The organism is Cytobacillus oceanisediminis 2691, from assembly GCF_007678455.1.
In the GTDB taxonomy this organism is placed as follows: domain Bacteria; phylum Bacillota; class Bacilli; order Bacillales; family Cytobacillaceae; genus Mesobacillus; species Mesobacillus oceanisediminis_A.
Genome location: NZ_VEEP01000006.1, coordinates 174,297 through 190,144, shown reverse-complemented (window position 1 = coordinate 190,144; position 15,848 = coordinate 174,297). Strand labels below are relative to the sequence as shown.

The 15,848-nt window shown below is 33.9% G+C and carries 14 protein-coding genes; 13 read left to right on the top strand and 1 reads right to left on the bottom strand.

Going from position 1 to position 15,848, the window contains the following annotated elements; translation table 11 throughout:
• The first annotated feature begins 365 nt into the window (after positions 1 to 365).
• From galU to FS736_RS13530, 11 genes are all read left to right on the top strand, one after another.
• On the top strand, positions 366 to 1,250 hold the full coding sequence (galU, locus tag FS736_RS13580) for a UTP--glucose-1-phosphate uridylyltransferase GalU (RefSeq protein WP_144478131.1): 885 nt from the start codon (positions 366 to 368) through the stop codon (positions 1,248 to 1,250).
• 20 nt (positions 1,251 to 1,270) lie between these two features.
• A complete protein-coding gene (locus FS736_RS13575) occupies positions 1,271 to 1,948 on the top strand; it encodes a sugar transferase (protein WP_144478129.1) in 678 nt (225 codons plus the stop codon).
• A 33-nt stretch (positions 1,949 to 1,981) separates the two neighbouring features.
• A complete protein-coding gene (locus FS736_RS13570) occupies positions 1,982 to 3,100 on the top strand; it encodes a polysaccharide pyruvyl transferase family protein (RefSeq protein WP_144478127.1) in 1,119 nt (372 codons plus the stop codon).
• A gap of 21 nt (positions 3,101 to 3,121) precedes the next feature.
• Positions 3,122 to 3,790 carry a CatB-related O-acetyltransferase gene (locus FS736_RS13565; protein ID WP_144478125.1) on the top strand — a complete coding sequence of 223 codons (669 nt, stop codon included), beginning with the start codon at positions 3,122 to 3,124 and terminating at the stop codon, positions 3,788 to 3,790.
• Positions 3,783 to 5,243 (top strand): lipopolysaccharide biosynthesis protein, encoded by a 1,461-nt coding sequence (locus tag FS736_RS13560; RefSeq protein WP_144478123.1) that lies wholly within the window; start codon positions 3,783 to 3,785, stop codon positions 5,241 to 5,243. The genes FS736_RS13565 and FS736_RS13560 overlap by 8 nt, the downstream gene beginning before the upstream one ends.
• 6 nt (positions 5,244 to 5,249) lie before the next feature.
• Positions 5,250 to 6,341: a polysialyltransferase family glycosyltransferase gene (locus tag FS736_RS13555; protein WP_144478121.1), complete on the top strand. Its 1,092-nt coding sequence runs from the start codon at positions 5,250 to 5,252 to the stop codon at positions 6,339 to 6,341.
• Positions 6,342 to 6,363: 22 nt separating this feature from the next.
• Positions 6,364 to 8,166, top strand: a complete 1,803-nt coding sequence (gene pssD, locus FS736_RS13550) for a PssD/Cps14F family polysaccharide biosynthesis glycosyltransferase (protein ID WP_144478119.1) — start codon at positions 6,364 to 6,366, stop codon at positions 8,164 to 8,166.
• Positions 8,163 to 8,660: a glycosyltransferase gene (locus FS736_RS13545; protein ID WP_144478117.1), complete on the top strand. Its 498-nt coding sequence runs from the start codon at positions 8,163 to 8,165 to the stop codon at positions 8,658 to 8,660. The genes pssD and FS736_RS13545 overlap by 4 nt, the downstream gene beginning before the upstream one ends.
• 12 nt (positions 8,661 to 8,672) lie before the next feature.
• On the top strand, positions 8,673 to 10,310 hold the full coding sequence (locus FS736_RS13540; protein WP_144478115.1) for a cytidylyltransferase domain-containing protein: 1,638 nt from the start codon (positions 8,673 to 8,675) through the stop codon (positions 10,308 to 10,310).
• Complete coding sequence (locus tag FS736_RS13535) at positions 10,307 to 11,362, top strand: N-acetylneuraminate synthase family protein (RefSeq protein ID WP_144478113.1); 1,056 nt, start codon at positions 10,307 to 10,309, stop codon at positions 11,360 to 11,362. Before FS736_RS13540 ends, FS736_RS13535 begins: the two co-directional genes overlap by 4 nt.
• A gap of 218 nt (positions 11,363 to 11,580) precedes the next feature.
• A complete protein-coding gene (locus FS736_RS13530; RefSeq protein WP_144478110.1) occupies positions 11,581 to 12,357 on the top strand; it encodes an alpha/beta hydrolase family protein in 777 nt (258 codons plus the stop codon).
• A gap of 104 nt (positions 12,358 to 12,461) precedes the next feature.
• On the opposite strand, the gene tagU is transcribed toward FS736_RS13530, so the two are convergent.
• Positions 12,462 to 13,403 (bottom strand): polyisoprenyl-teichoic acid--peptidoglycan teichoic acid transferase TagU, encoded by a 942-nt coding sequence (gene tagU / locus FS736_RS13525; RefSeq protein WP_144478108.1) that lies wholly within the window; start codon positions 13,401 to 13,403, stop codon positions 12,462 to 12,464.
• A gap of 157 nt (positions 13,404 to 13,560) precedes the next feature.
• Here tagU and FS736_RS13520 point away from each other — a divergent pair, with 157 nt between their 5' ends.
• Both FS736_RS13520 and FS736_RS13515 read left to right on the top strand, forming a co-directional pair.
• The gene (locus FS736_RS13520) at positions 13,561 to 13,962 is read left to right on the top strand and encodes a hypothetical protein (protein ID WP_144478106.1); all 402 of its coding nucleotides are present in this window, start codon (positions 13,561 to 13,563) and stop codon (positions 13,960 to 13,962) included.
• A 156-nt stretch (positions 13,963 to 14,118) separates the two neighbouring features.
• Positions 14,119 to 15,822 (top strand): cell wall-binding repeat-containing protein, encoded by a 1,704-nt coding sequence (locus FS736_RS13515; RefSeq protein ID WP_144478104.1) that lies wholly within the window; start codon positions 14,119 to 14,121, stop codon positions 15,820 to 15,822.
• Positions 15,823 to 15,848 lie beyond the last annotated feature (26 nt).

Below are 15,848 nucleotides of genomic sequence, written 5' to 3'. Positions count from 1 at the left end.
ATAGCTTGTAGATGATCTGCTGTGCTGATGTATCTACAAGTTTTTGCTTTTTAATCTGCCAAATTGCTATAATCTTTAAACTTTTCGAAGAAGAATAGTAGTATAATTAAAATGCCGAAAAGTTTAATTTTATTTTGAGGGTTGTCACAAATATGTAACATAAGTTTAAAGTGCCTAATAATTGGTAATCGTCGAAAGATGGTTGAATTATTAGGTTTTTGTAATAAAATGTAATGGTAAGCATTATTTAGTGTTCTAATCAGAGAAAAATTTCCATTGTTGGAAAAAGGGATGTATGCTAAACTGTTTTGGTGATTTCGATTGTTACGAATAAATTATAATTGTGTTTCAAAGGTGGGGTTTACTTGAAAAAAGTTAAAAAGGCTATAATTCCTGCTGCTGGATTAGGAACCCGTTTTCTGCCAGCAACCAAGGCAATGCCAAAAGAAATGTTGCCTATCGTGGATAAGCCTACTATTCAATATATAATAGAAGAAGCTGTAGCGGCAGGGATCGAGGATATTATAATTGTAACGGGCAAAGGAAAAAGAGCAATAGAAGACCATTTTGATAACTCGTTTGAACTAGAGCAAAATCTTGTGGAAAAAGGAAAGTTTGATATTCTTGAAAAAGTTAGACAGCCATCCATGGTGGATATTCACTATATCAGGCAAAAAGAGCCAAAGGGTCTGGGTCATGCTGTATGGTGTGCGCGAAAATTCATTGGTGATGAGCCCTTTGCTGTATTACTTGGAGATGATATTGTTCAAGCTGAGGAACCTTGTATAAAACAACTAATACAACAATATGAAATAACAAATTCTAGTGTTGTTGGAGTACAGGAAGTTCCACATGAAGAAACATCAAGATATGGCATCATTGACAGCGGGAACCAAAAAGGAAGACTTTTTGAAGTTTCTAAACTTGTGGAAAAACCTAAAAGTAATCCCCCATCGAATATGGCAATTATGGGGAGATATGTTTTAACTCCTGAAGTTTTTGAATATCTTGAACAGCAGGAAATTGGTGCTGGTGGAGAAATACAGTTAACGGATGCTATTAACCATTTAACTTTTGGGAATAAGGTATTCGCATATAATTTCCAAGGGGTGCGACATGATGTAGGAGAAGTTCCTGGTTTCCTAAAAACAAGTATAGAATTTGCTTTACAAAGGCCTGAGTTGAAGGAAGAAATACTGCAGTACTTACAGGATACACTACAAAAGGAAAAGAAATTTCTCACTAAATAGTAGGATGTGAAACAATACTTATGGGATTACAGGATTCAAGAATTGATAGCATACAAGCTTCCTATATATATAGTAATGAAATAGAAGAAAAAAAGGTTTATAGCTTTCTAAAAAGGAAGATTGACTTTGTAGGTGCGTTAATGGGACTAATCATTTTGGCCCCGCTATTTCTATTTATTGCGTTGCTAATTAAATTAGAGGACCAAAAAGGCCCGATTTTTTTTAAGCAAACTCGAGTCGGTCGTAATGGTAAAGTGTTTCAAATGTATAAATTCCGTTCAATGGTAATAGATGCGGAGAATATTCTTCAAAAGCTATTGGATAGGAATGAAGTGTCTGGAGCAATGTTTAAAATGAAAGAAGACCCGCGCATAACTAGGATAGGTAAATTCATCCGTAAAACCAGCATTGATGAATTGCCTCAATTGTGGAATGTAGTTAAAGGTGAGATGAGCCTAGTTGGTCCAAGGCCTCCTTTACCAAGAGAAGTCGATGAGTATACAGAGTATGATAAACAAAGGCTGATGGTAACTCCAGGATGTACTGGTTTATGGCAGGTAAGCGGAAGGAACAATTTAGGGTTTAAAGAAATGGTCAATTTGGACTTAGAATACATCAAAAAGAGAAGCGTTTTATTCGATCTGAAAATTATCTTTAAAACTTTCAGGGAAATTGTAGCTTCCAAGAATGCTTATTAAAATACTGCTTAGAGGAACTGAAAGGAAGATAACATGTATATTGTATTGACTGGCGCGAAAAAGAATGTGGGCGATTTTCTTATTAGAGACCGCTCTTTAAAACTTTTAAAACATTTGAAGCCTACAGAAGAATTTAAAGAGTTTAATTCTTGGGAACCACTTGATGAAAAACTCGATATTGTTAATCAATCAAATGGTATCATCATTTGTGGTGGGCCAGGATATAAACAAGATATGTATCCGAATGTGTACCCCTTAACAAAGAACCTTGATGATATTAAGGTCCCTATATATATCCTTGGCGCAGGGTGGTACGGTGTAACTGGTGACCAGGAGGTTATGAATAATTACAAATTTACCGAGAGTGCAAAAGCATTACTTAACAAAGCAGCCCAAAACAATGGTCTTAGCTGCCGTGATTATTTCACAAAAAGAGTAGTTGAAATGAATGGGATTAATCCTATTAATATGACTGGATGTCCAGTGTTGTATAATCTTGAATACTTGAATACGGGTGTACGTAAACCTTCTGAAATTAAAACGATTGTATTCACTACGCCACAGGATCCTCTGTATGCAAATCAGAGCATTCGCCTAATGGAATCATTAAAGAAAGAATTTCCAGATGCAAAAATCTATGCTTCTTTCCATAGAGGTACCGGTAGGGAAGAGGGCACTGGATTGCTCGAGGGAATCCACCTTGAAAAGATGGCACAAGAGGCAGAAAGACTTGGATTAGAAGTAATGGATACTTCAAGTGATCTATCCAAAATTGATTTTTACAGTGAAACTGACCTTCATATTGGGTATAGAGTTCATGCACATCTCTATTTCTTAAGCGAAAGAAAACCAAGTTTCTTAATCAATGAAGATGGACGCGGTACTGGTTTTTGCAATTTACTCAATTTAAGCGGAATTAATGCATATAAGAGTAATTCAATCGGAAATGCTTCTGTTAAGTTCCAGAATAAATGGATTAAAAAAGGCATTAATAAATCAATCGGTAATTTCAAAGCGAAAAATGATATTAGCGATGAAGTCATTTCCTATATGAAGGAAGAAATCCACAATGGATTTAACCGTTTTAATGGAATTGACGAAGTGATTGATGGGTATTACAAAAATATGAAGCAGTTTATTGAATCGATTTAGTTATTAAAGGGATGTTGACTAGTGTTATTTAAAAAAATCAAACATCAATTCTATAAAATTAAAACATTTCTGTCTTATAGAAAAAAAGGCGTACAATTAAATTGGAAAGCTGATGTTTCTGAATCAAAAATTGATTTAGGGGCTATCATATCCCATCATGCTTCTTTAGTCCATTCTTCAGTAGGAGAGTATACCTCTATTGGCAGATATTCTAAAGTGAATTATTGCGATATAGGGAAATTTTGCTCAATATCTTGGGATGTTACTATAGGAGCTACGAATCACCCTGTCAAAAATATTACTACTCATGCTTTCCCTTACGTTCCATATGCCGGTTATTTTGTAAATGAAAATACTCAACATAAAGTACGCACGAAAGTTGGAAATGATGTATGGATTGGTTGTAACAGTGTCGTAGTTCCTGGAATAGATATCGGAAATGGTGCCATAATAGGGGCAGGGTCAGTAGTAACAAAAGATGTTCCGCCATACGCGATCGTAGCTGGTGTCCCTGCGAAAATTATTAGGTACCGTTTTACTGAGAGTGAAATTGGGTTGTTAGAAAAGCTCTCTTGGTGGGATTGGCCAAGGGAGCAAATTAAAAATAATATAGATTTATTTCAAACTGAATTGAATGCAAGTATTCTAGATGAAATTAAAAAAAGAGGGTTAAGTAAACACAGTGAATAAGGATATAAGAAGTATTGGTATCAATGGAATAATTTATATTATTGCCGCCTTGTTATCTAAAGGCTTAAATGTTGCTTTGCTCCCTGTCTATGCAAATTATTTGACTGTAGAGCAATTTGGCGCTGTTTCACTGTTGCTTTTATTTAAGTCGATTATGATAAGTATTCTTGGTCTTGGTCAGGTCGTGACAATTAAAAAAACTTATTATGAGTACGAGAGTGCCGGAAGGGATTTTCGTACCTTTTTTTCGACATTACTTATTGGCACTTTCGTTATAGATTTACTTCTTGTTATAATATTCACTAGTTTTGGTGAAGAATTATTTAAATGGTTCCTTGATGGAGTAAGTTTTTGGCAATTTGGTATATATGTCCTTGTTTCTTCATTGCTGATTATTCCATATCAGCTATTGCTCAAGCTGTATCAAACTAGAAATCAATCAGTTAAATATTCATTATTAGAGATACTATATATGTCTTTAGATTCAATTATAAGTCTGGCCCTGATCATTTTTCTTACTATGGGTACGGCCGGAAGAGTAGTTGGTATATTTGGATCTACAATTATAATTACATTAATTGCAATAGTCCTTATAAAGAAAGAAATAAAACCTTCATTTGAAAAGAAAACTTACAGAAAGACATTATTGATTGGACTTCCAATCATTCCACACAGTCTTTCTGGGTTCGTTATAAATTTATCTGATAGAATATTTTTGAACAAAGCTCTTAATTTAGAAACTGTAGGCATTTATAGTCTTGGTTATCAAATAGGACAAATAATAGATATCATATCGTTAGCATTTATTGAAGCATGGTCTTCTTACTTTATGAGATACGCCAATAAAATGAAAGAATATAGTTTATTCATTTCTAAGTTCTCACTCTATTATGTTATGCTAACTCTTTCTATTTCTGTGACTTTCTCGCTCTTCGCAAAAGAGCTGATAGATTTGTTCTTTGATGACAAATATAAAGAGGCTGTGAAGATAATACCTTTAGTTGTCGCAGGTTATGCATTTAAGAATGTATACTACCTAAGTAATCAACAGTTAATCTTTAAAGAAAAAACTAACTTATTATTAATGTCAACGGGTATATCAGCCATTCTGAATCTAATCTTAAATTACTTATTTATCATTACTTTTAATTGGGGGATGTACGGAGCTGCCTTTGCATCAATTATATCTTTTATTGTAATGAGTGTAGTTTCTTATCAGAATGGGCAAAAAATCTTTTATATACCTTACTATAAAAAAGAGATGTTAATGATGTATGGAATGTTTACACTATTACTGACTTTTTTATACTTATACCAGCAATTAAATAATCTTCTTTTAGTGAAAATTTTCCTTAATTTAGCTTTCCTTCTTGTTATGACCCTGTTTGTGCCTAAAGGAGATTTAGCTGTACTTAAAAATAAAGTATCAGTTCTTTTAAAAAAGAAAGGATAAATCCCATTGAAAAATGCTTTTGTTTGTTGCACTCCCTTTCATGTAATAGTTACTCTTCAATTGATTAATACGCTTTTTAAAGATGAAAAGAATGATATTTTTATTTCAAATCATTTTGCTTCAGCTGAAAAAGTCTTTCGAAACTTGAAAAAAGAATCAAAAAACATCAGCAACATAGCAAATGTTTTTTTCGTCAAGGATAAAGAAATAAGTTATGATAAGTCTTTTCTAAAACATAAAAAAATAAGAAGTTTTGCATTTGATAAACCTGAAAATTTCATTGGAGAACAACTCACATTAGATTATGATAGTTTGAATTTGTTTACTCATAGCTTTTTCACAAACTTGCTTGTAAACCATTCTTTCAAAAAAAATAAAAAGCTAAGTATAAATTTTGTTGAAGAAGGCAGGATGTCCTACGTAATAAGTAGTCATGAAACTAAAAATCGTATTAAGAATATAATCAATAAAGTTATTAGTCCATTCGGTTTTAGGATTTTTAACATATCTCTTGGGAGTAAACTTTTTTTATTTCAACCTAGTTTATACGTAGGAGATTTTAATGGAGGGATAGTGAAAATTCCTTCTATTAATAAAAATAGTGAAATTAAGGGTTTGATTAACAAAATTTTTGATTATATTCCTCAACCGGATTTTGGAAAAACAAAGTTTATATTCTTTGATCAAAGTTTTTCGATTGATGGAAACGAACAATTAAATGAGTATAAGGTAATTGAAGACTTAATTAAGAATTTTAATATTAATGATTTATTAATAAAACTACATCCGAGAGATTCAATTAATAAATATGAAAAGTTCAAATTAAGTAACGTTAATAATTCTAACTATCCATGGGAATTGATTTATCTCAATGAGAATCTTCATGGAAAAACACTTATTTCTATAAATTCATCTGCTGTATTTACACCTCGAATAATATTTGGAATAAATCACGACATTGTGCTTCTCAAGAGAATGTATGGATTCATTGATGATCCTTTGGATCAGTTTTTAATTGCTTTCAACCATAATTTCAAACAAACGAAGGTTTTACAACCTGAGTCGTTTAAGAATATTGACAACTTAATGCCAAAATAAAAAGACTTAAGGAGTCGATCATGTGTCTTCAATAGGTAAGTATTTATTAAAATATAAGAAATTGTTATGGTTAGTAATGATTCTATTAATTTCAGTTGTATTTCTAGTATCTAATTCAAATTTTTATCTTTTTATACTATATTCGATATTAATAATGTTATACGTTCATATTGAGTATGATTACGAGCAGATAACCAATCCAATAAATTTATTTATGATGTATTCTTTCTTACTTTGGTTCTTACCTTTTATTTTAATTAAATGGTTTAGCACCTTCGAAATTGCTAATTATATTTATGACTATACTGTCATCGGATATACAGCGCTAATTTTTGTTTTTTCTTTTTTGCAAAATAAGAAAGTGTTTATAGGTAATTTTAGAGGAGACAATACTTATTTAGGCGTTTTAGGAAAAATCGGTTTGTTAACTTCGATAATTTTCACCACTTTATTTTTTATTAGAGCAGGAAATATTCCTATTTTTGCTGAAAATCCTGAAATCGCACGTGTTGCTGCTATGCAGGGAAATGGCTTTATTCATAGAATAAGCTATATATCCTTATCAATTGGTGCTTTAGCTTTAACGGCATATGATTATATAAAATATAGAAAAGTGAGACTATCTACTATTTTAATAGTTGTGTTACTAGTATTGTTTAATTCTCTGACTGGTCCTAGGTCTCAGAGTTTAAAAGTATTAGTTCAAATGTTTCTGTTCTACATGGTTCTTAAAAAAGGAAGAATTAATTTAAAGCTGTTTGCTTTATTAAGCTTTGTGCTTTTATCCCTCACTGGAGTACTAGGTGCATTAAGAGGCGGCAAGGAAGGTTTAACAGAAGGCTTTTTTCATTTAATGAACCGCTTATATATGAATCCGATAAATCTTCAGCGAATTGTGGAATTATTTAAAACAAATGAATTTTGGTATGGCAAGTCAATCATATATGACTTTGGAGTTTACCTCCCTGGTAGTCAACCGAATTTGGGTACAATTTTAAAAGGAATGACACATGCAAAATTCCAAGGTGGAGGCATAACAGTTACTTTAATTGGAGAAGGGTATCTTAACTTTGGATTATTTGGTTTAGTGGTTTACCCTGTTTTGGCTGCCATTCTTTTTTACTTGGTATTTAAATTATTGACAAAAAAAGAGAGAGTTGATCACTTATTGTTGTTAGTAATATTAAACACATCAATGATGGGATTTGTTTCTATGGGGATTTTTCCAGTCTTAGCGGGAGATACAATTCCAACAGTTGTTGTTTTTTTAGGACTTGCAATTATAGCTCAAGTGTTAACAAGTGTGCTACAAGAAAAAAGGAAGGTACAACCATCAATGTTTAAATATAATTTACAGGAAGAAAACAAGAAAAACTTAAATATTTGTCTCGTCGGTTCGAGTGGAGGTCACTTAACTCAGTTGTATCAACTAAGACCCTGGTGGGAAAAGCACAACCGATTTTGGGTTACGTTTGATAAACAAGATAGCAGATCGCTTCTTAAGGATGAACAAAAGTATTGGTGCTATCATCCAACCAATAGAAATATCAAAAATCTAATTAAAAACACATTCTTAGCAATCAAGATTTTAGTTAAAGAAAGGCCTGATATTATAATATCTACTGGTGCCGCCCCAGCTATTCCTTTTTTCTATTTAGGGAAGCTGTTTGGGTCAAAGTTAATTTACGTTGAGGTTTACGATCGGATAGATTTACCGACTCTAACTGGGAAGATCGTTTATCCGATTACTGATAAGTTTATTTTGCAGTGGGAAGAACAAAAGAAGCATTACCCTAAGGGGGAAGTATTAGGAGGGGTGTTATGATTTTTGTGACTGTTGGCACTCATGAGCAGGCTTTTGATCGTCTCTTAAAAAAGATGGATGAATTAAAAGAAAGCGGAAAGCTAAAAGACGATGTATTTATTCAAACCGGTTACTCTGATTATACGCCCCGTTTTTGTGAATATAAAAACATGATAGGCTTTGATGAAATGTATCACATGACTTCTGAAGCTGATATAGTTATTACACACGGTGGGCCTGGTAGCATTATGCTCCCCATGTCAATGAATAAAAAGCCAATCGTGGTTCCACGGCAACATAAGTTTGGTGAACATGTAGATGATCATCAAGTGCTTTTTTCAAAAAGGTTGGAGGAAGAGAATAAAATTCTTGCAGTTATTGATATAGAGGATATTGAAGAGTATATTTTTAATTATGATAAATATAAAGGTAATAATGTTGCCTTGGATTCAAACTTACCTTCTTTTATTAAAAGACTAGATGAGATAACAGATAGCTTAATGAATAATATTTAAGGAAGGTGTAAAATGAAAAATATTGCCATTATTCCTGCACGTGGCGGTTCAAAAGGAATACCAAGAAAGAATATCAGACTATTGAACGGGAAGCCGTTAATTAGCTATTCTATAACTGCTGCACTTGGTTCGGATTACATTGATGAGGTTATTGTAAGTACAGATGATGAAGAAATAGAATCTGTAGCCTTGAAGTATGGAGCGCGTGTAATACGCAGGCCAGAAAGTCTTGCAACCGATGAAGTTCCACTTGATCCGGTAATATTTAATGTAATCTTAAAGCTCGAATCAGAAGGCTATGACCTAAATTATATTGCAACCATACAGCCAACCTCTCCATTGATTAAAACAGAAACAATTAACCAGGTGTTTAAAACATTGATTGATAATGAATATGATACTGTGTTAACAGCGGTAGATGACCGTCATTTATCCTGGGGGAAAAATGCAGAAGGATTTTATCCAAGATATACTGAAAGAAAGAATCGTCAATACTTACCGAGTGAGTATAGAGAGACAGGGGCAGTGTTAGTTTCAAGGCGTAATGTAATTTCTGAATATAACAGGATAGGAAAAAGTGTATCCTTATTTGAGGTTAAGAAAGAGGAAAGTATCGATATAGATAATCCTACCGACTGGTGGGTAGCCGAAAAACTGTTAAAGCAAAAGTTAATAGCAATCCGGGTGGATGGCTACAATGAAATTGGTCTTGGACATATTTATAGAGCATTAACAATTGCGAATCATATTATTGACCATAAGGTAATATTCTTGATGGATGAAAGATATCAACTTGGAATAGATGTTATTAGGTCTCAAAATTTTAAAATTGAACTTATAAATCATGAGAATTTATTTGAAAAGATTTCTGAAATTAATCCTGATATCATTATTAATGATATTTTAAATACTACTAAGGAATATATACTGAAATTGAAAAATAACGGTATAACTGTTTTCAATTTTGAGGATCTCGGTGATGGTGCTGAATTTGCAGATGGAGTCTTTAATGCACTATATCCAGGAAGTGTACCAGCCGAAAATTTTTATACTGGAGAAAAGTATTATTGTGCCAGAGCAGAGTTCTTAGATGCTAAAACAAATCCCATACGTGATAAAGTTACCAATGTTCTTATTACATTTGGAGGTACGGATCCTAATAATCTGACAAAGAAAACTTTAGAAGCAATTGGGAACAACCAAGAACATTTTGAAATTACTGTTATCGTGGGGCCCGGCTATGAACACTCTCATGAACTGAAGGAAATAGTTACGAACTTTAGAAAGAAAATTAATGTACTGCAACACGTAAAGAACATGGCGGAACATATGGCAAATGCAGATATCATTTTTTCATCGGCAGGAAGAACAATGTATGAAATTGCTATGGTGGGTACACCCGCAGTGATTATATCTCAAAACCATAGAGAGATGACTCATCTATTCGGCCATAATTACAACGGTTTTATTAATTTAGGTTTGCATAGCAATGTATCTAGGGAGGAAATTGTTAGTACATTTGCCCGCTTATTAAGTGACAAAGACTTAAGGGATTTGATGAGCAGGAGAATGCTAAAGCATGATTTGCGTAAAGGTATTGAGAGAGTTTATTCTATTATTATGAGTGAAGGAATGGAGCTGGAAAAATGAGTATAATGAAAATAAACAATACATTAATTAGTAGAGATGGTTCTAATATTTATTTAATCGCTGAAGCTGGTGTTAACCACGGAGGAGATCTGGAGCTTGCAAAAAGAATGATTAAAGATGCTGCAGAGGCTGGAGCAGATGCAATTAAATTCCAAACATATAAGGCAGGAAAACTTGCTTCTAAAAATTCGCCTGCTTATTGGGACCAAACAAAAGAAAAATCTGATTCTCAGTATCAGTTATTTAAAAAGTATGATACGTTTTGGGTGGATGAATATAAAATCCTTGCTGATTACTGTAAAGAATGTGGGATTGACTTTATGTCGACTCCATTTGATTCTGAATCTGCAGAGTTTCTTAACGAACTTATGCCGGCATACAAAATTGCTTCTGCTGATTTAACGAATCATCCATTTTTAAAACAAATTGCAAGATACGGAAAGCCAATTATTTTGTCCACTGGAGCATCAACAATTGGTGAAATTGATGAGGCGGTTCGTGTGATTGAAGAAGAAGGAAATAAAAATATTGCTTTATTGCACTGTGTATTATCATATCCAACCAAAGATGAAGATGCTCATCTAGCAATGATTACACATTTAAAGGAAGTCTTTCCTAAATATGTGATTGGCTATTCAGATCATACTGTACCTGACCCATCAATGATGGCATTAAACACGTCTGCTTTTTTAGGAGCCAGAATCATCGAAAAGCATTTTACTTATGATAAAACTCTAGAAGGTAATGACCATTATCATGCAATGGATGCTGAAGATATTAAGGTCTTTAAAAACAATATGAAGATTTTCGAGGCTGTGTTAGGACAAAAAGAAAAAGAGCCGTTAGAAGCAGAAAAACAAGCGATAAAATTTGCAAGGAGAAGTCTAGTTGCAAATTGTGATATAAATGAAGGTACAGTGATTACTGAGGAAATGTTAACCTGGAAGAGACCAGGAACAGGAATCTCTCCTAAACATATGGAGATGGTTGTAGGAAGAAAGGCTAGGAAGAATATACAGGAAGATGATATTCTCGTTTGGGAAATGATTTAATAAAATAGAAGTGCTCTTTTTTAGAGCACTTTTTTATTTCTAATGTTTTGCTAAACTGGTGGTTTCCATTCCATCTGCTTGCTTTTCTCTGTCGCGTTTGCCATTGTTCTAGAAGTCCACCCTATATTAAAGTAACCTATGAAGTACATCATTTAGTGAAATAAAAGACTAAACAATAATTACTTCAAGTAATTAAGTATATTTATAAAGGAGTAATAATGAAAAAAATCGTATTAATAGTAATAACACTGTTCCTTGCTTTTTTGTATTTTAACTCTCAGCCAAAGGACATTTTAAAGGTTGTGAATGGTCAAGAAGTTTATATCAGTAGGCCATATCAGTTAGTACCATTAAAGAGATATCCAGTAGTCATGGCGATTCCCGGAAACGGGAGAGATGCACGCAACTATTATAAAGATAACAAAAAAGGTTTAGACTTTTACACTCGTCAAAGGGATTTAGCAATGCAAAGCGGGGCTATTTTTGTGGTCGTTTCAAATACCTCAGAACCATGGGGCAGTAACAAAGAGTTGCAAAATCTTATAAAGACATATGACTTTGTTCAGGCTAAATTTCCTGTTGAAAAAAAGTGGACTATCTGGGGAACATCTGAAGGGGGGGTTTCGATGAACAGAATGGTAATTGAATATCCCAATAGGGTGAAAAGCGTGATAGGAACATTTCCTGTTTATGATTTAGAAGATATGTTTATAAACAATCAACCAACAAGAGAGAGATGGAAGTCAAAACAAAAAGTAGAAAGAATAAACCCTGCACAGTTTCCCAAAAAACTAGCAAAGAAACCATACCTTATATTCCATGGTAAAGATGATGAAGTTGTTCCAGTAAACCATTCTATTAGACTTAAGAATGAATTAGTCAAGAATGATGGTGAAGTGTATCTTAATATAGTCAAAGGGGGACATTCATCAAATAACATGAGGCTTTACAATGATGAAAAGATTAAAGAATTCTTAAATAAAAGCTTTAAATAGCTTAAAAGGTCATTGAAGTTTCAATCTCTCTTTAGATGTATTTCATTTAAAAATACAAGAAATGCACCCCTTTTTTTCTAAAAAGGGGTGCATTATATTTTAAACTAAATTTCTAGCTGTTTTTTTAACATAGATTGAAGTCTGCTTTTTTCTTCTTCAGGTACAATATAATAATAAACTCCGTCTATCTTTGATCCTTTACCTTTAACTTGTTCCTGTGTCATATCCTTACTTGCGGCTTTGTACTTGCTTTGGATTGTTACCATATCGTCGAATTTTAAGCTTGTTTTAACATTGCTTCCAAGAGCCTTGAAGATGTCGCCATAATTAGTTAATGTACTAAGGCTAGCACCTTCCTTAATTACCGCTTGGATGATTTGTCTCTGGCGTGCCTGTCTGCCAAAATCTCCTCTAGGGTCTTCATAACGCATTCTTGAATATTTCAATGCTTTCTCCCCGTTTAGGTTAAGCTGCCCTTTCGGAAAGTGAGTACCTTCATAAGTGAAGTTTAAATCATTATTTACAGTTACACCGCCAACAGCATCCACAATGTCCTTGAAACCTTCCATGTTAATTTGAACATAATGGTCAATTGGAATATCCAAAAAGTTTTCAACAGTCGCTATAGACATATCGACTCCACCAAATGCATAAGCATGGTTTATTTTATCTTCATATCCTTTACCAACGATTTCAGTTCTTGTATCTCGAGGTATACTCAACATTTTTACAGAGTTACTATTAGGATTTATAGTAAGAACAATCAGTGAGTCAGACCGACCTCTGTCTCCTTTTCTTTCATCCACTCCCATGAGCAAAACTGAAAATGGCTCTGCTTTCTTAAATGATAATTCTTTCGTTCTTTTTTCTGATTTTCCTCTTTCTAATGGCTCATGCATTGTATCTACTGCTGTAGAAAGAGAGTTATATACGGAATATACATAACCTCCAACTATTAAAAATAAAAATACAAAAGTGAAGATTAATATCTTAAGCCATTTTCGCTTTTTCTTCTTTGTGGTATTTTTGTCTATTCTTGAACTCATATGTGTTTCCTCCAATTAAAAATGAACAACATATATAGAATACCAAAAATAAACAATAAAAAAAATATAATTTTTTACCAGAATATACGATTTTTCGACATTCGATGCCACAAATTTAATATAATGGTATTACTTGTTAGAAAGGGAGTTAATCATAATGAAAGAATTTATAAAAGTATTAGCTGAGATTGTCAATTCCATACATGATATTATTATGGAAATGGCAGCCAATGCTGGGCTTAACTTCTCAGATAAAGACCTCCATTTATGGGTATTTGGGTTTATTGGCATCGTTTCATTTTTTTCAGTACATCTCATTTTTAAATTACTAGCACAATATAGTATTACAGCCATTTCTTTTATATATACTTTTACAGTAATGCTAGTCCTTGTTTTTGCAATCGAAATTCAGCAAAAAATCACTGGCAGGGGACAGATGGAGTTTGATGATGCTGTTGTAAGCCTATGGGGTTTTATACTCTTCTTCGCAATTTTTCTCGTTCTCAAGGGGAGTTACTTGCTCATTAAGAATCTGATAAAAAACAGAACTAATGGATAAAGTTATTGATTTGTTTTCTAACCTAAAAATACACTCTGGACTAGAGTGTATTTTTTTGGATATTTATGAAAAATCCAGTTCTAACTATGTTACAATAATTTGGTATATTTCGAACAAATAGGAAAATAGATTTAAAATACATAAAGGGAGCTAGACATGAAGAAATATTTATCTATCATTCTTGTAAGTTTATTGTTGCTTTTAATTTTCCCATCCCTAGAAGGTTCAGCAGAAGTAACTGCTAAACGGATGGATGGGAAAGACCGATTTCAGGTTGCGATTAATGTATCCAAAGAGGGGTGGCCTGCCGGAGCACCAGTTGTTGTATTGGCTAACTACAAGGCATTTGCGGATGCACTGGCTGGTTCTCCATTCGCCTATCAGCAAAATGCACCCATCTTGTTAACAGCTCCTGATTCACTGGATTCAAGGGTGTTGACAGAGATTAAAAGATTAAAACCGCAAAAAATTATTTTAATTGGTGGTACTGGCAGTGTTTCTACCAAGATTTCTTCAGCATTGAAGGCAAATGGCTTTAGTAATATTGAAAGAATTGCCGGGAAGGACCGTTTTGAGGTTGCCTATAATATCTCAAAGAAATTGAAGTCTACTTCAACAGCAGTAGTAGCGAATGGCCTGAATTTCCCTGATGCTTTGGCGATTGCGCCATATGCAGCGAAAAAAGGCTACCCAATCTTGCTGACAAAGAGCAATGAATTGCCTGTAAAGATGAAGGAAGCTATTAGCCAGCTTGGCATTAAATCTACGATTATATCAGGTGGAGAAGCCAGTGTAGGGAAAGTTGTTGCTGGGCAGCTCCCAGGTGTGAAAAGAATTGGCGGGAAGGATCGCTTTGAGGTTTCTGCTAATATAGTTACCCAACTGAGCCCGAGTCCTGCCAAGGCCTTTCTGGCGACTGGGATGAGTTTTGCCGATGCTCTGACTGGCTCTGTTCTTGCAGCAAAACAGGGAGCCCCTTTGTTGTTGACACATTCAACAATGATCCCGAATTCCGTTTATACCGTTATTAAAAACCAAAACATAAATGATTTTGTTATTTTAGGGGGAACTGCTTCGGTCCCTAATGACACTTTCCTAAAATTGACTGGACAAATGCCATTGCTTCCTCTAGAAGGAAAGACCATAATGCTTGATCCCGGCCATGGCGGTAAGGATCCGGGTGCAGTTAAAAATGGTTATTATGAAAAAACGTTAAACAATCAATTTACTGAAAAGCTTGCAGCTAAACTTAAGGCTATGGGAGCGAAGGTGCTGTTTACCAGACCGCCTGGCCAGGACATATTCTTGGATCTGGCAGACAGAACATCTATTGCTAATAAAACGACTGCAAACTTATTCATCAGTATCCATCACGATTCGAATGTTTCTACAAGCCCAAGAGGTTTAAGCACTCATTATAGTTCTTATCGTCCTGCTATTGAAACGAAAGATGTGTATGTTTTATCAGGTGGAGTGAAATATCCTTTTGTACGAGAAGATACTGAACGAAAAGTATTTATTGTGAAAAGCGGCTCCACATATAAATCTTTGAGTTATCAAGGGAACAATGTAGCATATGATCCTACTCCTTCTCTTCAAGCTCAAGATAGTAAAGTGTTGGCTCAAAATTTTGCAAAGGCACTTGTATACCCGGGAATAGGAATAACAACGACATATTCCTCTACTGGCACTAAAGATCATAACCTTTTTGTTACACGATGGACTAAAATGCCATCCGTTTTAATAGAACTTGGATTCATTTCCAATCCAACGGAAGTAAAACTTTTGGCTAGCCAATCTGTGCAGGATAAAAGAGCACAGGCATTGGCAAATAGTATTAAAAGCTTTTATTCAAATTAATATAAACCAAGTTTCCCGCCTTCCTG